Genomic DNA, 18,174 nt, shown 5'->3' with positions numbered 1-18,174 from the left:
GCCCCGTGTCCGGTCCCAGACCGGGCGCGGGGCGCCGGCGTATCCCGGTCAGGGGGACGGCGGAGTCCGCTCGCCCCGGCCGGTGGCCGCCCGGAGCCGTGCCGAGAAGCGGGCGTGCCCCTCTCGCGCCTCGGCCTCGCGGTTCGCCTCGTGGGAGGGGATCGTGCAGCCCTCCGGCGGGTGCTCGGCAGCCTCGCTCCCCCTCTGCGTCCGGAATTCGCCACACCGGACGGTGACCGCGGAATCCCCTCGGGTGCCCGCTGGGTAGGGTCCGCACGGGGGCCGCCAGGAAGAGGGGGGTCCCTCGGCGAGCGCGGAACGGGGGCGACGCGGGTGGGATGGCGCGAGGAGATCGCCACGGCTCTGGGCGAGCTGATCACGATCACGGGTGGTTCGGGCAGGCAGCCGCGCTGGCAGCGGGTGGGGCGCGCGGTTCGCACCGGGGAGGCGGGCCGGTACGCGGTGGACCTGCGTGGTTCGGACATCGGACCGGACCAGTTGGACGCCTTGCGGCTCGCCGGTCCGGAGCCGGAGAACGTCGAGACGACGGGCTTCACCGTCTCGGAGGCGGTGCAGAACGGCTCCCTGCTCACATTGAAGGTCGCCGAGTTCGCGGACCTCCCGGACGCGTACGTGTGGCTGCTCAGGCAGCCGCCGACCTTCCTGGTGGAAGCACTGCGCGACGGTATCGCCGGGCTGGGCGAGAACCCGCTGGCGAGTGCCCTGGCCGCAGGGTCGATCGGTGGTGCGTCCTCTCCCGACCCGGACCCTCCGGGTTTCCACCCCGCGCAGGGGGACGCCTACCGTGCCTGCCTGGGCCGGGGCGTGCATCTGGTGTGGGGTCCGCCGGGGACCGGCAAGACGACGGTGCTGAAGCGTGCCATCGGCGACCTGATCGCCCGGGGCGACCGTGTGCTGCTGGTGTCGGCCACCAACATCGCCGTGGACAACGCCCTGTCGGGCGTGATGAAGGAGAACCGGCACGGTCCCGGGGACATCGTCCGCGTCGGCCCGCCGCAGCTGCGGGAGGTGGCCGACGACCCCGGGGTGTCGCTGCCGCTCATGGTGCGGGAGCGCCTGGCGAAGACGGTGGAGCGCAGTCGCGTCATCGAGGCCGCGCTGGTGGACGTCCGGGCCCGCGCGGCGGAACTGGCCGCGCTGGACGCCTCCCTCGTCCGCTTCGATCCGGCCGCGTACTTCGACGCGCTGAAACTGCTGCGCGCGCCCGGCCAGGATCCGGTGTCCGTGCGAGAACGCGCGGAGAAGGCCGCGTCCTTGCTGGAGGAGGCCGAGGCGGCCCGGGAGACGGCGGAGAGGGCCGTGTCGGCGGCGCAGCGGCACCACGACGAAGCCGCGGAGTCCCGCCGTGAGTGGCCGGAGGTCGACCGCCTGCGCAAGGAGCAGTCACGGATCCTGGGGGCGGCGGAGCGCAAGGAGGCCGAGGCCCTCATGGCCGAGGAGCAACTCCGCGCCGTGCAAGAGGAGTTACGACAGATCGACACCCAGCGCTCCATGGCCAGGTGGCGTGCTCGGGAGAAACGACAGACGCTCCGGGAACGGGTGGCCGTCGCGGAGGAGAACGCCGGGCGTGCACGCCGGACCGCCCGGTACGCGCGCGCGACGGCCGAAGCGCACGTGGTCGCACTGGAGAGGGAGATCGCGGAGCTGGCCGCCGGCATCGCCCACACCCGTGAGCAGATCACCGCCCTGGAACAGGCGCTCGCTTCGGCGCGTTCGGCCCACGGATCGGCCCTCGCCGCCGTGGCGGCCCGCCGGGAGGACGTCACCCGGCTCGAACAGGCCGTCGTCCGCGCCTTCGAGGCCGCGGAGCTGACCGCCCTCGCCGAGCGGCAGGACTGGCCGGCCCGCCACGCCCGCGCCGAGCGGCTTCGCCCCCGGGTGACGGCCGACACCGCCCGCCGCCCGGCCTTGGAGGAACAGTTCCGGCAGGTGCAGGAGGAGCACGAACGTCTCGCCCGCAACGCCCAGGGCGAAATCATCAAGAGCGCCAGGCTGGTCGCGACCACGCTCGCGCGGTTCCGCACCAACAAGGCGGTCTTCGCGGGCCCCTACGACGTCGTCCTGGTCGACGAGGCGGGCGCGGCGACGCTGCCCGAGGTGATCCTCGCGACGGCGAAGGCGTCCCGGACGGCCGTGCTGCTCGGTGATTTCATGCAGCTCGGACCGGTCGTCGAGGAGCGGCTCAAGGACCTTGGCCGTCCGGATGTCAAGCGCTGGCTGCTCCCGGACGTCTTCGAGCACTGCGGGATCCGGGAGCCGGCGGACGCCCACCGGCATCCGGCCTGCGTCACGCTGAGTGAACAGCACCGCTTCGGTCCGGCGGTGATGCGGCTGGCCAACTCGCTCGCCTACGGGGGAACGCTGCAGGGCGGCAGGCAGAGCGCGGCACCGAGACCGCCCGACGACCCGGAGATCGTCGTCGTCGACACCGACGGGCTGCACGAACTGGCCAGGCCCCATCTGACCGGCCGCCGCAGCGGCTGGTGGCCGGCCGGCGCACTGATCGCCCGGGCTCTCGTGGAGTACCACCGGGGCAAGGGCGAGGAGACGGGCGTCGTCACGCCGTACGGCACCCAGGCGGACGCGACCCTGGAGGCCCTGCGGGACGTGGAGGGCGGCAGCGGCCCGCTCGCGGAGGTGGGCACGGCACACCGTTTCCAGGGCCGGGAGTTCCCCGTCGTCGTCTTCGACACGGTGGAGGGCGCCGACGGCCGCGAACTGTGGATGTCCTCCGCCCACCGGGAACCGGACGCGTCGGACTGGGCACGCAACGGCGTGCGGCTGTTCAATGTGGCGGCCACCCGCGTCCAGAGCCGGCTCTACGTCATCGGCAGCTGGGAACGGATCCGGGCCGCACGCAACGGCAGGGCCTTCACCCACCTGGCCGCCCTGGTCGGCACGCCCGGCGTACGGCGGCTGCGGGCCAGCCACCTGATCACCCCGCCGCACGAGAAAGCCAGGGATCTCGGCGGTTTCGGGGTCGCGCTCGCCGACGTCCTGGCCCGGCACGTCGAGGTGACGGGCATCGACGACGAACTGACCTTCTACAGCACGTTCGAGGACGAGATCCGCAAGGCCCGGGCCTCGGTCTGGCTGTGGGCGCCGTGGGTCGCGAACCGGGTACGCGGCATCCTGCCGCTGCTGCGCGAGGTGGCGGGACGGGGTGTGCGCGTGACCGTGTTCATCCGCGACGACACCGACCGGCTCCAGGCCCGCCCGGACAACCAGGGCCTCATCGCGGACCTCCGGGCCGTGGTCCACACCGTCGTCCCCGTCAATGTCATGCACCAGAAGATCGCGGTGATCGACGAGCGCACGGTGATGATCGGCAGCCTCAACACCCTCTCCCAGTCGTGGACCCGCGAGGTCATGGTGACGATGCGGGGCGGCCACTTCGCCCGCAAGCTGCTGGAGCACGAGCACGCCGAGCTGTTCGCCCGCCCACCGAAGTGCGCCCGCTGCGGCGGCACGCGCATCGAACTGCGCCGCCGCACGAACGGAACCTGGTTCTGGCGCTGCTACGACCCGGTCTGCAAGACGGGGCCGAACGGCCGGAGCAACGCCTGGAACAAGGACATACGGGGCGTCAGATGAGCGTCACGGGCCGGCCCTCCGGCGCCACCACCACCTTCGCCTGCGACGGCCGTGACCGCGTCGGCAGACTCGTGCAGATCACCGGCCCGGCGGGCGGAGTCACCCGCCTCGTGTGGGACGTCGACGGCGACCGCCTCACCCACACCGACCCCATCGGCGGGGTGGCCCGCTTCGGATCACAAGCCGTTCGAGAACAACGGGACGAACGGCGCCTACGAGCTCACCGAATTCGACAGTCAGGGAAATCCGATCCAGTACACGGAGTGGGACACGGTGCAGTCCGTCGACAACTCGAAACGGGGTGGCGAAAGGGGCGTGACCGGATCGGACGGATCGGCCCACTGCGCTCCAGCCCACTACCAGACGTACATCGCGATGGAGGCCGACAGATGAACGACGCCACGTGGTGGAACCGTGACGAGGCAGGAGTCCGTGTCGTGCCGACCGACTCCACGGTCTCCGTCCTGCGGGCCTTGCCTCCCACCGGGCTGATCCATTCGGCCCGGATGCGAGGGCGGGAAATGCATGACTCCGACGCCGTGTTCACCCACTTCTACGAGGCACTGCGCCTCCCTGACTGCTTCGGATGGAACTGGGACGCGCTGCGTGACTTCCTCACCGATCTTCACTGGCTCAACGCCAAGAATGTCCTCGTCATCATCGACGATGCCCATGCCGTCCTCTCGGAGAGCCCCGGTGAACGCGGAATTCTCTTCCGAGCCCTGAAGGACACCTCGAAGTTCTGGGCAGAGAAACCCGAGCTCCCAGGCCAGGAGAAGACCGTCTTTCAGGCTGTGCTGTTGTGCCCGCCCGAAGCCCAGGAGAACATGCTCCATGAACTTCAGAAACAGTGACCAGAACTCCGTGATCTGATTCAACGCGCATCGGCTCGACCGCCGGCAGAGAGCACGGGATGCCCGACCTGACTGAGAGTGACGGACGGTCGACTTCCGCCACGCCCATTCCCCAGCCGGCGCAATTTCCACTTCCTCACTAGCGGTGAACGGGTGTTTCACATTGAAGTCCCACGAATTCATCCGCATCGCGCGAACGGTCCTGGAAATCGATGCCCGAGCACGGGAACGCGCGGCCGACGAAGTGACCGACCACGTGGCTGCGTACACGCCTGCCCAGGCGTCGGCCCTGGCGACGCTGCTGGCGGCGACCGCCGCCTCCGAAAAGGAGAACGCCGCCCTGGAAGCCGAGTTGCACGCCATCCTCGAACTCACATCCACCGGCCATGTCCGCCTTGACGACATTTCCCCTCTGCGTGAGATCGCCCTCGACGGCCTTCCCCCTCGGCTCCGCGCATACGTCAGCGACCTGCTGGAGGGATGAAGGCCAAGACGGGAAGCCAGGACCGTCCGGCCTCGGAACACCGCCACACCGCCACACCGCCATACCGCCGGGGGACTGGACGGGACGGGGCACCACCGTGCACCACGGGTTTCGCTGAACGGAGGGAACGGGCGAGGACGCGAAACGCGCGCAGAAACCCGTTCCCCGCGCGTTGGTCCCGGATCGGCGGGTGGCGTCGCGCCCCGTGCGGTCTGCACCCACGCAGGCCGCACGGGGTGCGGCGCCACCGGGCCCTTAGGGCGCGCATCGAGTCGTGATCAATGAGCATCGCAGCCTCCGGGGTGGGTGCCCCGTCTGGGTGCGGGGCCCGGCGGTCTGCGGCTGCGCCGTGCGGGCGCGGGTGACCGGAAGCGTGGCCGCAGGCAGGTAGCGGCGGGGCCCGAGGGCCCCGGCTACGTGCCCGCCGGGACGGTGTGTCAGACCATGGCGAGCCGGTCCACCAACAGCTCCACCCTCGGCTCAGCGTCCTCGGGCAGCAGGCGGCCCGCTCGGGTCAGGGTGGCCAGGCCGTGCAGGGCCGCCCAGAACGTCTCGGTGAACAGCCCGGGGTGGACGCCGTCGCCGGCGACCTCGGCGAGAGTCTCCAGCAGCGCGGCGAAGGCGTCCTTGAGAGGCTCCGGGGTGTCCTCCTGCGCGTACGCCAGGCCGCCGTCGAGCTGGAACAAGGCGTCGTAGACCGCCGGGTTGCGTGCGGCGAAGTCGAGGTAAGCGCGGGCCAGGGCGGCGACCCGGGCGCGCGGGCCGTCCACGGCGGAGGTCGCGGCCCGCACCGCCGTGGCCAGTTCGGCGGCCCCCTGAAGGGCGACGGCGCCGATGATCTCGCGCTTGCCTCGGAAGTGGCTGTAGAGGACGGGCTGGCTGTATTCGATGCGCTCGGCGAGCCGGCGGGTGGTGACAGCGTCCCAGCCCTGCTGCTCGGCGAGTTCGCGGGCTGTCGCCACGATGAGGCGCTCGCGGGCCGCCCGTTCGCGCTGCTTGCGTTCCTGTACCGACATGAATCGATCCTAGCATCGCTAGACAATCGGGCAGTGGCAGTATTAGCGTTGCCTCATCAGCTAGCAATGCTAGTTCAACGGAGGGATCGTCATGCTCAACGCACTCGAGGTCGTCACCACCGTCGTCGTCGGCCTGATGGTGGGGGTAGAGTTCTCCGTCGCCTTCATCATGAACCGGATCCTGGACGCGCTTCCCGAGGACAGCGGCCAGCTCGGCCATGCCCACGGCGGCCGGATGCTCGGCGCCCTGATGCCGTTCTGGTACATCGGCTCGCTCGTCCTCGTCGCGATCTGGGCCGTCGCCGGATGGCACCACGACGGCGCCGGACTCGTCGCCACCGCCGGCGCGCTGCTGATCCTCAGCGTGATCATGTCGATGCTGCTGCTCGTCCCGATCAACAACCGAAACAAGACCTGGACACCCGACAACCGGCCCGCCGACTGGAAGCAGCAGCTGCACCGCTGGAACCGCTACCACTACGTCCGCGTCGCCGTCATCATCACCGCGTTCGCCCTGCTGGTCGCCGCCCTCGCCTGATACCGCCGCTGTCCCGGTATGCACTGGTTCGCCCCTGTACATCAACGGCTTTTGCCCCGTCGGCGTGAGCCCGAGAGGGCTTCGGATTTCTGACCCCGCGGGCCGACGCCGCGCCGGTGGCCGCACAATCCCACTCCCCGGGCGGCGGCTGACCACCGAAATCCCGGCATCTGGAAATGCAGCTGCCGCTCAGATCCCACAACTGCGATCCCGGCAAGCTACGTCCCTCGATCAGCCGCGTCCGCGCGGCCTGATCAGGCCCCGTACAACACAGCAAGCTCCACGAAGCTCACCAAGCTGACGAAGTTTCGCAAGGAGAAGAACAGTGTCGCTGAAGAAGATCAATACCGTACTGGCCGCCGCCTTCATCCTCTTCATCCTCTGGTTCGGGACGGAGTTCATCCTGAGCCCGGAGACGACGGCGCCGGGCTTCGGCCTGCCGAGCTGGCCGTCCGGCGACGGCGACGGCTTCCTGATCATCAAGGGAATCCGCGACGTCGTCCTGGCCCTGGTCCTGGGCATCCTGCTGGTGACGGGCCACCGCCGGGCGCTGGGCTGGGTGCTGCTGGTGGAGGCCTTCGCCGCGTACGGCGACATGACTACGGTGCTGGCCCACCACGGCTCCGTGGCCACCGCGCTCGGCGTCCACGGCCTGACCGCGACACTGATGGTGGTCAACGGCCTGCTGATCATGCGTGAGACCCGCAACGTCGCGGCCGTTCCGGAAACGCCCGCCCCGCAGCCCGCCTAGCGCGTCTTGCGGTCGATCAGGCGGGCGAGTTCGGTGACGTGCGGGGGTGTGAACAGGGTCAGGTGGTCGCCCTCCAGGACGTGCCGGGTGAGCTGTGCGGGTGCGCAGACGCGGGACCAGGAGCGGGCCGCGGCGCGCCGGAAGTCCGGGTCCTGCCGGTCGGCCTGTACGAGGCACACCGGGCCGGTGTACGCCGACGGGCGGTAGGCGCGGGCGGCCCGCAGGTGGGTGCGGTTGGCGCGTAGCCGGAGGTCCAGGTCGAGGCGTTCGGCGGCGGTCGCCCCGGCGCCGGGCCGGCCGGCGCCCGCTTCCGCCCCGTCGCCGTCCTCGTCGGACTCCGGCAGATGCTCCGACAGGTAGCTCTCGACGAGGAACAGCATCCCGGCCCGCTCGCCCCGCTGTTCGAGGAGCCGGGCCATCTCGAAGGCCACGAGCCCGCCCATGGACCAGCCGAGCAGCAGGTACGGGCCGGCCGGCGCCACGGTGCGGACGGCCTTCAGGTAGCAGGCGGCCAGCGCCTCGACGCTCTGGTCCTCGTGCGGCGCGCCGTCCGCGGAGGCGGCCGGCGGTGCCTGGAGGGCGTAGAGCGGGTTGCGGAGTTCCGGGCAGGCGGCGAGGTGGCGGAAGCCGATGGCCTCGCCGCCCGCGGGGTGGACGCAGAACAGCGGGGTGCCCTCGCCCCGGGGCCGCAGCGCGACGATGTCCTCGGAGAGGGCGGGGTCGGCGGCAGCGCCCGCCGTCAGCAGGCGGGCCAGGTGCCGGGGGGTGGCCGGCCTGTCGGAGCGCTCCGGTCCGGGGTCCGGCTCCGTGAACAGGACGGGCACCCGGAGCGCGGTGCCGAACTGCGCGTTCAGCCTGGCGATCAGGCGGACGGCCAGCAGGGAGTGACCGCCCAGGTCGAAGAAGTCGTCGTCCGCTGCGACCGGGCCGGCGTCGAGCAGCTCCTCGAAGACGCGGGCCACGGCGGTTTCCACCGGGCCGTGCGGGGGTGTCCCGGTCCGGCCCGCCGAGCGGGCCGGCGGCGCGGCGCCGCCGGAGAGGACGAGGGCCCGTACGGCGGCCTGGTCCACCTTCCCGTTCGGCGTGAGGGGTATCGCCCGGGCCCTGGCGTACGTCAGCGGTACCAGCTGGGCGGGCAGCCGCTCCGCCAGGAAGGCGCGCAGGACCCGGGGGAGCGTGTCGGCGTCGGTGGCGGTGTCGGCGGCGACGACGCAGGCGGCCAGGTGGTCACCGCGTTCCTCCTCCGTGACCCGGACCACCGCCGCGTCCCGCACCCCGGGGTGGCGCAGCAGCGCGGCTCGGACCTCCTCGGGCTCCACCCGCACCCCGTTGACCTTGATCTGGTCGTCCACGCGGCCCAGGTAGCGGATCAGGCCGTCCGGGCCGACGCAGGCGAGGTCGCCGGTGCGGTACAGACGGCGGCCGGGCTCCGGTGAGAAGGGGTGGGGCACGAACCGTTCGGCGGTGGCGTCCGGGGCGCCGATGTAACCGCGGGCGAGGCTCGTGCCGCCGATGTACATCTCCCCCGGTACGCCCACGGCCACGGGTTCGAGGTCCTCGTCCAGGACCAGGACCTCGGCGTGGTCCATGGGCCGGCCGACGGGCACCGGGCCGGGACCGTCCGCGGTGCTCACCTCGTGGACGCACACGCCGACGGCGGTCTCGGTCGGACCGTACTCGTTGAACACCCTGGTTCCCGGGGCGCCGGCCAGCCAGGGGGCGACCGCCTCGCCGTCCAGGGCCTCCCCGCCGAGTACGAGCGCACCCGCGGTGCCGGCCAGGTCTCCCGGCGCCACGGCGTGGTTGACCACCTTCAGGTGGGACGGGGTCAGCTTGAGCAGGTCCAGTCCGGACCGGCCGGCCAGTTCCGCCGAGAGGGCGAGGGCGTCCCGCCAGGCGGGGTCGAGGTGGACGGGCCGGCCGGTGACCAGGGGCAGGAACAGGCTCGTCACGGTGAGGTCGAACGCGATCGAGGAGTGGGCCATCGCGCCGCCCGCACGGTCACCGCCCCGCCGGCCACGGCCGGCGCCTTCGCCGCCCGTCTCCTCCTGGCCGCCGTCGGTGAGGTAGGTCCGGGCGCTCCACAACAGGTAGTCGCGGACGGCCCGGTGCGGGAGCATCACGCCCTTCGGGGCGCCGGTCGAGCCGGAGGTGAACATGATGTACGCGAGGTCGCCGGGCCGTGCGCCGGCCGGTGCGGCGGGTTCGGCCGCGGTGTCCGCGCCGTCGGACGGCAGGCCGCGCAGGTCCACGCACTCGACGTCCCGCGGGATGCCGGCCCGGTCCGGACGGTCGGTGAGCAGCAGCCGGCATCCCGCCCGCTCCAGCAGCTCCCGTACGCGCAGGGGCGGCAGCTGCGGATCGAGCGGGACGTACGTCCCCCCGGCCTTGAGCACGGCCAGCAGCGCCACGACCAGCGGGGCCGAGTGGGCCGCGCTCACCGCCACCGGGGTTTCGACGCCGACGCCCCGCGCGCGCAGCGACCGGCTCCACCGGTCGGCCCGCAGGTCGAGTTCCCGGAAGGTCAGCCGCTCGGGTCCGGCGACGACGGCGAGGGCGTCCGGGGTGCGCCGCGCCTGCCGCTCGACGAGATGGTGCAGGCACAGGCCGTCGTCCGGCGGTTCCGGCAGGCGGTCCCGCGGCGGGGCGGCGCCGGCCGCCGCGGGAAGGCGCAGCCGGCGCACCGAGGTGGCGGGCGCGGCGAGCAGCGCGGCGAGCAGCGTCGTGTACTGGCCGGCGAGGACGCGCACGTAGGCGTCGTCGAACTGCTCACCGTCGTAGTGCCACGTCGTCCGGCCCTCGGCCGGGCCCAGCGTGCAGAGCAGCCGCAGGGCGTGCCGCTCGGTCTCGACGTCGTCCCAGAGCACGGTGAAGGTCACCCCGGCGGCCGGGCCGCCCGGGGCGGCCGGCGCCGCGGTGAGGTCCTGGCAGACGAAGCCGATGTCCTGGCCCGCCGGGTTCACGGGCGCCGGGTACGGGGCGTCCTCGTGTGCCTGCTCGGCGTCGGACAGGGCGCGTTCCGCCCGGGCGGCGAGGGCGTCCAGGACCACTGAGGGGTCGAGCCGGGCGGTCACGCCGGTCCAGTGGGCGAAGTGGCCGAGGCCGGTGGCCGTTTCCTCGAACTCCCGGCCGGTGAGCAGGGTTTCGACGGTGAGGTCGCGCTGTCCGCTGATCCGGCCCAGCAGCGTCTGCCAGCCGGCCAGCAGCACGGCGCCCGGGCGCACGCGCCGCCGCCGCGCGTAGGCGTGGAGGGCGGCCGTGACGCCGTCCGGCACGGGCACGGTGAGGGTCGTCCGGTGCTCCGGCCGGCCGGGGCCGGCGTTCCGGCGCAGCGGCAGGGGCAGGCGCCGCGCGGGAGCGCCGGCCGGCGCCGGCTGCTCCGGCCGCGGTCCGTACTCCTGGTGCTGCCATTCGGCGAACTGGCTGTACTGCAGGACCTCCTCGGTGGGCGGTGTGCCGGCGTACCGCTGGGCCAGCTCGTCGGCGAGCAGCCGCAGCGCGGGGCCGTCGGCGGCCAGGGCGGTGGTGGTGAGCAGGAGCGCGTACCGCTCGGGGCCGAGGGTGAAGAGGGCCGCCCGCAGGACCGGCTCGTCCGGGCCGCCGTGCGGCAGCCGCCTGCCGGCCCGGGCCGCCTCGTCGATGCGCCGCCGTCTCCCCGCTTCGTCCAGGTGGCGCAGGTCCTCGTGGGTCCAGTGCGGGCGCAGGTCGTCCGGGTCCCGGACGACGAGCAGCGCGGTGCGCACCCCGGGCACCCGCTGGTAGGTGGACCGGAGGATCTCGTGCCGGGTCACCGTGTCGTGCAGCGCGGCCGCCAGGCGCCCCGCGTCCAGGTCGCCGTCGGCGGTGACGAGGATCTGCGCCCAGGACGGCACGCCGAGTTCGGCGAGCCGCCACAGCCGCTGCTGCTGGAAGGACAGCCGGTATCCCTCCACCTGCCGTTCCTGCCCGGTCCGTTCCGTCACTGGTACCTCACCATGTCGCCCATGGCGACGAGCAGTTCGCGCTCGCCGCGGAAGGGGTTGCGGGCGTGGGCGGCGAGGATGTTGTCCAGCAGCATCACGTCGCCGCGTTCCCAGGGGAAGCTGACCTCCAGCTCCTGGTAGACCCGCAGGATCTCCCGCATGGCCTCGTCGGGTATCGGTGTTCCGTCACCGAAGCGGCAGCTGCGGGGCAGTTCCTCCGGGCCCAGCGTGGACAGCAGGGACGCGCGGACGTCCGGGGCGAGGCAGGCGGTGTGCCAGTGCTGTGCCTGGTTGAACCAGGACCACTCGCCGGTGCGCGGATGGCGCAGGACGGCGGGGCGCACGGCGGTGGTGCGCAGCCGGTCACCGTGCCATGTGTGGCGCAGGCCCTGCCGGGCGCAGCGGGCCTCGGCCTCGGCCCGGTCGCCGGTGCGGAAGACGTCCCGCCAGTCGAGGCCAAGGCCGGTGCCGTAGGTGCGGATGTACATGACTCCCTTGGCGGTGAACTCCTCGCGCAGCTCCGGGTCCAGCCCGCGGTGGACGGCGCGGCTGTCGACCACGGGCGTCTCGCCGCCGGACTCGGCCGGGCGGGCGCAGCAGAACCAGATGCGGGTCGGGCCCTCGTCGTTGAAGGAGTTCTCGTTGTGCCACAGGAGTTTCTCCTCCGGCGGGAAGAACACCGGGGTGTAGACGTTGCCGCCGAGCGAGGCCCGGGGGTGTTCGCCGTTCTCGGCGAAGAGGTCGTCGACGAACACGGAGGCGAAGCGCTCCAGGGCGTCGGGGTCGGTCACCGAGAAGCCGCGGAACAGCAGGGCACCGTGCCGTTCCAGGTCCGCGTCGAGCCGGTCGCGGTGGGTGCGTGCCCAGGCCACCAGGTCGACGTCGGGGCGGACCGGCCGCAGCACCACGGGCAGGTCGGCGCCTTCCCGCAGGGGCTCCCGTGCGACGACGTCGCCCGAGCCGAGGGCGATCTTCGTGGGTGTGATGGCGCGCAGTGCCCCGGGGCCGCGCCGCCCGCCGCGGCCCGGTGCGGGCCGGTCCGCGGTGGCGGGCGGCGCCGTGGGCAGGGGCGCGTCGGCCATCGAGGCGTCGGGCCGGGCGGCCATGTCCGCGACCAGCGCGAGGTACTGCTCGCGCAGTTCCTCCATGGTGGAGGCGTCGAAGAGGGCGGGGTCGTAGTTGAGGAACCCGGCGATGCCGGAGTCGTCCTCCTCCAGGACGATGGTGATGTCGAAGCGGCTGGTGTCGATGAGGTCGGCGGAGAACGGGCCGATCCGCAGCCCGGCCGTGGAGCCGGCCGCCCGCCGGTTGTTGTTCAGCACGAACTTGGTCTGGAACAGCGGGCTGTGGTTGCGGGTGCGGGGCGGGCTGAGCGCCTTGACGACCTCCTCGAACGGCAGGTCCTGGTGGGCGTAGGCGTCCAGCGCCAGGGTCTTGGTGCGGTTGAGCAGTTCCCGCCAGGTCGGGGCGCCGGTGAGGTCGGCGCGCAGCACGATCTGGTTGACGAAGAAGCCGATCAGCGGTTCGGTCCTGGTGTCGGAGCGGCCCGCGACGTCCGAGCCGACGACGAGGTCGGTCTCCCCGGTCCGCCGGTTCACCACCGCGTACAGGGCGGCGAGCAGCGCCATGAACAGGGTGCTGTCCTCCTCCCGGCACAGGGCGCGCACCGCGTCCGCGGTGCCGGCCGGGATCCGGAAGCGCAGGCTCTCGCCCCGGTGTTCGGGGTGGGCCGGGCGACGCCGGTCCAGGGGCAGCCCGGGCAGGTCGAGAATGCCGTCGAGACGCTCGGTCCAGTACTCCAGCAGGCGGTCGAAGTGGCCGGCCTCGGCGAGCCGGCGCTGCCAGATGGCGTAGTCGGCGTACTGCACCGGGAGGTCGGCCAGCCGGTGCGGCCGTCCCTCACGGCCCGCCGCGTACAGTTCGGCCAGTTCCTCCAGTAGGACGGCGGCCGACCAGCCGTCCACCGTCACGTGGTGGGCCGTCAGCAGCAGGACGTGGTCCGTGGTGCCGAGCCGGAGCAGGCCGGCCCGCAGTACGGGCGGGGCGGCCAGGTCGAAGGGCTTCGCGTACTGCTCCCTGGCGAGCCGCCGGGCTTCGCTTTCGCGCCGCTCGGGCGGGTGGGCGGTCAGGTCGGTGACCGGCAGCGCGGGCGGCTCGGCGGGCAGCACGGTCTGGTACGCCTGCCCGTCGCGGGCGGTGATCACGGTCCTGAGCACCTCGTGCCGCCGTACGATCTCCGCCAGCGACCGCCGCAGCAGGTCGACGTCGAGTTCGCCGGTGAGCCGCACGAAGACGGGAAAGTTGTACTGGGCGGTGTCCGGGTCCAGTTGGTGGAGGAACCACAGGCGTTCCTGGGCGAAGGAGGCCGGTACCGTCGCCTCCCGTCCGACGGGTTCCAGGGCGGGCAGGGCGGGGCGGTTCTTGTCCGTGAGCAGGCCGTCGACCAGGGCGGACAGGGCGGCGAGCGTGGAGGCGTCGAAGGGCCCGCGGATCGGCACCTCCACCTCGAACTCCTCCCGCAGCCGGAAGACCAGGCGGAAGGTGAGCAGGGAGTGGCCGCCGAGGTCGAAGAAGTCGTCCTCGGGCCGGATGCCGTCGCGGCCGAGCAGTTCGCTCCAGATGGCGGCCGTCCGCCGCTGGGTCGGTGTGAGCTCGGCCTCCGGCTCCTCCCCCGCGCGCCCGGCCTCTTCGCCGGCCGGGGCGGCGGAGGCGGCCGGCAGCGCGGTGAGCGCGGCGCGGTCCACCTTGCCGTGGGCGGTCAGCGGCAGCCGGCTCAGCACGACGTACCGCGACGGGAGCATGGGGCCGGGAAGCCGGGTGCGCAGGCGGTCCTCGATGCCGGGCAGTGCGGCGAGCGCGGCGGGCCGCCACAGCGGTTCGGTCGCGAGCCGCGGCGGCGGGGCGGCGGTGTCCGCGGGCGGCAGGGGCACGGGGGGCGTTCCCCGGCGGTGCAGCAGCAGGTCGAAGGACCCGTCGGGACGTCCGTCGGCCCAGCTGGGCTCGGCGTCGTATCCGTGGCGCTCGGCCAGGCGGCACAGCTCCTCGGGGTCGGCACCCGGGCGGACGGCGTCCGCCGCCGCGCCGGAGAGCCGGGCCAGCAGCCGCAGGTCCGCCGCCAGGCGGGTGTTGGGGATGCCGCGCAGTGCGAGCCGGTCGGGGCGTTCGGAGCCGAGCAGCGCGTCCAGGGCGGCGGGGTCCATGCGCTCCGCCCGCCAGTCGCGCCACGGCGGCGGGGCGGCGGCCGTGTCGTGCGCGGTGCGCCGGCCGGCGACGGTGATCACGACGTCGTAGCGGTACCGGGTCAGTTCGTTGTCGGCCGTCCCCCGCTTCGGCAGGACCCGTACGGAGTCGATGCGCGGCCGGGTGCGCAGTTCGTCGAAGACCCGGGGGTGGAGGCAGAGTTCGTTCTCGGCCTCCACGCGCCACAGGGTCTCGGCGCGCAGGGCGTCGGCGGGCGTGCCCGGCAGCGCGCGGTGTGCGGTCACGGAGGCGTGGAAGGCCTCCAGCAGAGCGAGGTTGCGCAGGTCGCCGAGGAAGACGTGGCCGCCGGCGGGCATCGCCTCGACGGCCTGCTCCAGGACCCCGAACAGGTAGTCCAGGGACGGGAAGTACTGGACGACGGAGTTGAGGACGACGGTGTCGTAGGTCTCGCCGCGGCGGATCGCGCGGTGGGCGGGGCCGGAGCGCAGCGCGATCCGCCGCGGGCCGTCCGGTCCGGTGCCGAGCTCGCGCCGCAGCCGGTCGACGACCTGCTCGGACAGGTCGACACCCTGGTAGAAGTCGCAGTCGGGGGCGACCCGGGAGAGGATCAGGCCGGTGCCGCAGCCGATCTCCAGCACCCGGCGGGGCCCGAGCGCGCGGATCCGGTCGACCGTGGCGTCCAGCCACTCGCGCATCGCGTCGGCGCCGATGGGTTCGCCGGTGTAGCTGCTGTTCCAGCCGGCCAGGTCGAAGGAGGGGTCGGCGGGGCGTTCGGCGGAGCCGTAGGTGTCCTCGTACAGGGTCCGCCAGCGGCTCACCCAGTCCTCCTCGGCCGCCGGGCCGGAGACCGCCTCGGTGCCGGGGCTGACGAAGGCGACCAGGTGGCGGGAGTCCGGGGTGGCGCCGTGGGCGATCACGGCGGCCTCCCGGACCTCCGGGTCCCGGGCCAGCGCGGCGGCCACCTCGTCCGGTTCGATCCGGTGGCCGCGGATCTTCACCTGGTCGTCGAGCCGGCCCAGGTACTCCAGGTCTCCCGTGGGCAGTCGCCGCACCCGGTCACCGGTCCGGTACAGGCGCCCGCCCGGCTCCTCGGCGAAGGGGTCGGGGACGAAACGCTCCGCCGTCAGGCCGGGGCGGTTCCAGTAGCCGTGGCAGACGCCCGCCCCGCCGACGTACAGCTCGCCCGGCGCGCCCACCGGCACGGGGTTCAGCCACGCGTCGAGGACGTGCAGCCGCACGTTGTGGACGGGCCTGCCGATGGGCACCCGGCCGAAGCCGCCGGCCGGGTGCGCGCTGTCGTACGCGGCGCAGGCCACGGCGGTCTCGGTGGGACCGTACTCGTTGACGATGCGCGGCCCGCCGGGGGCGGCGCGCCATGCCGCGAGCCGTTCCTCGTGCAGCTCCTCACCGCCGACCACCAGGGTGCGGGTCCATTCCCCGGCACGGGCCGGCACGCCCGAGTCCGCGAGCATCCCCAGATGCGACGGGGTGAGCTTGACGAAGGCCAGGCCCGTGTCGGACTCGGCGCAGGCGCGCAGGCCCTGGCCCGGTGTGCCGGCGTCGTCGGCGAACAGCAGCCGCCGGCCCGCCAGCAGCGGTGCGAACAGGCTCGTCACGGTCAGGTCGAAGGACAGCGAGGAGTGCACCGGGACGGCGCCGTCGGCCTCCGGCGGCAGGAACGTCTCGACGGCCCACAGCAGGTAGTTGGCGACCTGGCGGTGGGAGAGCATGGCGCCCTTGGGCCCGCCCGTCGAACCGGAGGTGTACATCAGGTACATCAGGTCGTCGGGGCGGAAGTCGCCCTCCGGCGGGGTCCCGGCCTCCTCCCGGGGCGCCCCGTCCGGGTCCAGCGTGACCACCGAGGAGCCCTCGCCCGGCGCCAGGTTCCGCAGGCTCGCGTCGGTGACCAGCAGCCGGGCCCCGCTGTCGCGCAGCATGTGGTCGAGCCGGGCCTTGGGGTGGGCCGGGTCGAGCGCCAGGTAGGCGGCACCGCTCTTCAGCACGGCGAGCAGCGCGATCGCCGCCTCGGGCGCGCGCGGCAGCAGCACCGCGACCACGCCGCCGGGCCCCGCGCCGAGGCCCCGCAGCCGGTGGGCGAGCCCGTTGGCGCGGCGATCCAGGTCCCGGTACGTCAGGTCGGGGCGGCCCGCCGCGGACACGGCGACCGCCTCGGGGGTGGCCCGGGCCCGCTCGGCGAAGAGCCGCTCCACACGGACGTCCGCGGGGCGGGGCACCGGGGTGCCGGTCCCCTCGCGCAGCGCCTCCCGCGTCTCCTCGGCCGTCAGCAGCGGCAGGGCGCCGACCGGTGCCGCGGGGTCGGCGGGCACGGCGGAGAGCAGCACGCTCAGCGAGCGGGCCAGCCGCTCGCCGGTGGCGGCGTCGAACAGGTCCGCGGAGTGGATGAGCCGGCACTCCAGGCCGGCGTCGGTCTCCCAGACGTTCAGGTCGAGATCGAAGCGGGCGGCGTCGTGGTCGAGGTGGTCGAGCGGGGTGAGGGTGATCCCGCCCGGGAGGGTTCCGACCGCGCGCGGCGGGGTGTTGTGCAGGGTGAAGTTGACCTGGTAGACGGGGTTGCGGCCGGGAGTGCGCTCCGGGTGCAGCCGCCGGGCTACCAGGTCCAGGGGGACGTCCTGGTTCTCGTACGCCTCCAGGCAGGTGGTGCGGACCTCGGCGAGGACGTCCTCGAAGGATGCCTCCGGGCGGATCCGGGACCGCAGCGCGACCGAGTTGGCGAAGAATCCGACCAGGTCGTGGAAGCCCCGGTAGCGGCGGTTGGCGACGGGCGTGCCGACCACCACGTCGTCGTGGCCGCCGTAGCGGGCGAGCACGGTCTGGAACGCGGCGAGCAGCACCATGAACAGCGTGCTGCCGGTCCTCGCCGACAGTCGCCGCAGCTCGTCGCTCACCTCGGCGGGAACCGTGAACACGGTGGACGCGGCGCGGCCCGTGGGGTGCTCGGGCCAGGGGCGGTCGGCGGGCAGCGGCATCGGGTCCGGGGCACCGGCCAGGCGCCGCTCCCAGTAGTCCAGCTGGCTGGCGGCCTCGGCGCCCTGGGCCCATTCGTGCTGCCAGCGGGCGTATTCGGCGTACTCGACGGTGGGGGCGGGCAGTTCGGGCGCCCGGCCGTCGAGGCGGGCTCCGTAGGCGGTGCCCAGGTCCCTCAGGAAGACGCCGAGCGACCAGCCGTCGATGACCGCGTGGTGGAAGACGAGCACCAGGATCGCGTCGTCCTCGGCCAGGCGCAGCAGCCGGAACCGCACCAGTGGCCCCGTGGCCAGGTCGAATCGTCTCCCGGCGTCCGCCAGGGCGAGGCGCTCGGCCTCCGGGAGGCGGTCGCGCTCGGCGAGCGCGGTCAGGTCGACGACGGGCAGGGCCCGTCGCCGGTGCGGGAGGACCCGCTGGACGGTGCGGTCCTCCCTGACCGGGAGGACCGTGCGCAGGACGGCGTGGTGCCGCAGGAGGTCGTCGAGGGCGTCTTCGAGGGCCTTGTCGTCCAGCGGCCCGGTGAGCCGGTGGACCACGGGGCTGTGGTAGGCGGGGCTGTCCGGGTCGAGCCCGGACAGGAACGCCATCCGGCGCTGGGTGAAGGACGCGGGGGCCTCGCCGTCCTCGTCCAGGGCCGGCAGGCCGGTGGCGGCGCCCTTCTCCCACATGCGCTGGCGCAGCAGGGCCCGCTGCTCGGCGGGGAGCCGTTCGATCCTGTCGCGCAGGCCGGCGTCGATCGTGCCGGACGTCCTCGTCGTGTACGTCATG

Annotated in this window: 8 protein-coding genes and 1 pseudogene; 6 read left to right on the top strand and 3 right to left on the bottom strand. The window is 73.4% G+C overall.

Going from position 1 to position 18,174, the window contains the following annotated elements; translation table 11 throughout:
* Positions 1-333: 333 nt before the first annotated feature.
* The 4 genes and pseudogenes from AB0L29_RS13305 to AB0L29_RS13290 all read left to right on the top strand — a co-directional run bounded on the left by AB0L29_RS13305 (position 334) and on the right by AB0L29_RS13290 (position 4,953).
* Positions 334-3,615 (top strand): AAA domain-containing protein, encoded by a 3,282-nt coding sequence (locus tag AB0L29_RS13305; RefSeq protein WP_365826464.1) that lies wholly within the window; start codon positions 334-336, stop codon positions 3,613-3,615.
* Positions 3,612-3,770, top strand: a pseudogene (locus AB0L29_RS13300) (RHS repeat domain-containing protein); the annotation flags it as partial. The gene AB0L29_RS13305 and the pseudogene AB0L29_RS13300, both read left to right, overlap by 4 nt.
* Before the next feature lie 234 nt (positions 3,771-4,004).
* Positions 4,005-4,469: a barstar family protein gene (locus AB0L29_RS13295; protein WP_365826701.1), complete on the top strand. Its 465-nt coding sequence runs from the start codon at positions 4,005-4,007 to the stop codon at positions 4,467-4,469.
* A 163-nt stretch (positions 4,470-4,632) separates the two neighbouring features.
* A complete protein-coding gene (locus AB0L29_RS13290; RefSeq protein WP_365826462.1) occupies positions 4,633-4,953 on the top strand; it encodes a hypothetical protein in 321 nt (106 codons plus the stop codon).
* A 437-nt stretch (positions 4,954-5,390) separates the two neighbouring features.
* Here the strand turns inward: AB0L29_RS13290 and AB0L29_RS13285 are convergent, their stop codons facing one another.
* Positions 5,391-5,969, bottom strand: a complete 579-nt coding sequence (locus AB0L29_RS13285; protein ID WP_365826460.1) for a TetR/AcrR family transcriptional regulator — start codon at positions 5,967-5,969, stop codon at positions 5,391-5,393.
* A 91-nt stretch (positions 5,970-6,060) separates the two neighbouring features.
* On the opposite strand from AB0L29_RS13285, the gene AB0L29_RS13280 reads away from it, so the two are divergent.
* Both AB0L29_RS13280 and AB0L29_RS13275 read left to right on the top strand, forming a co-directional pair.
* A complete protein-coding gene (locus AB0L29_RS13280; RefSeq protein ID WP_365826458.1) occupies positions 6,061-6,507 on the top strand; it encodes a DUF1772 domain-containing protein in 447 nt (148 codons plus the stop codon).
* A gap of 325 nt (positions 6,508-6,832) precedes the next feature.
* Complete coding sequence (locus tag AB0L29_RS13275) at positions 6,833-7,258, top strand: DUF4267 domain-containing protein (protein ID WP_365826456.1); 426 nt, start codon at positions 6,833-6,835, stop codon at positions 7,256-7,258.
* Here AB0L29_RS13275 and AB0L29_RS13270 read toward each other — a convergent pair.
* Both AB0L29_RS13270 and AB0L29_RS13265 read right to left on the bottom strand, forming a co-directional pair.
* The gene (locus tag AB0L29_RS13270; protein WP_365826453.1) at positions 7,255-11,220 is read right to left on the bottom strand and encodes an amino acid adenylation domain-containing protein; all 3,966 of its coding nucleotides are present in this window, start codon (positions 11,218-11,220) and stop codon (positions 7,255-7,257) included. The two genes, AB0L29_RS13275 and AB0L29_RS13270, sit on opposite strands and share 4 nt — an antisense overlap.
* A complete protein-coding gene (locus tag AB0L29_RS13265) occupies positions 11,217-18,173 on the bottom strand; it encodes an amino acid adenylation domain-containing protein (RefSeq protein ID WP_365826451.1) in 6,957 nt (2,318 codons plus the stop codon). The genes AB0L29_RS13270 and AB0L29_RS13265 overlap by 4 nt, the downstream gene beginning before the upstream one ends.
* Position 18,174 lies beyond the last annotated feature (1 nt).

The organism is Streptomyces sp. NPDC052701, assembly GCF_040678355.1.
Lineage (GTDB): Bacteria > Actinomycetota > Actinomycetes > Streptomycetales > Streptomycetaceae > Streptomyces.
Note: the sequence above shows the minus strand (reverse complement) of the source record. Positions and strands in the feature narration are given on the sequence as shown.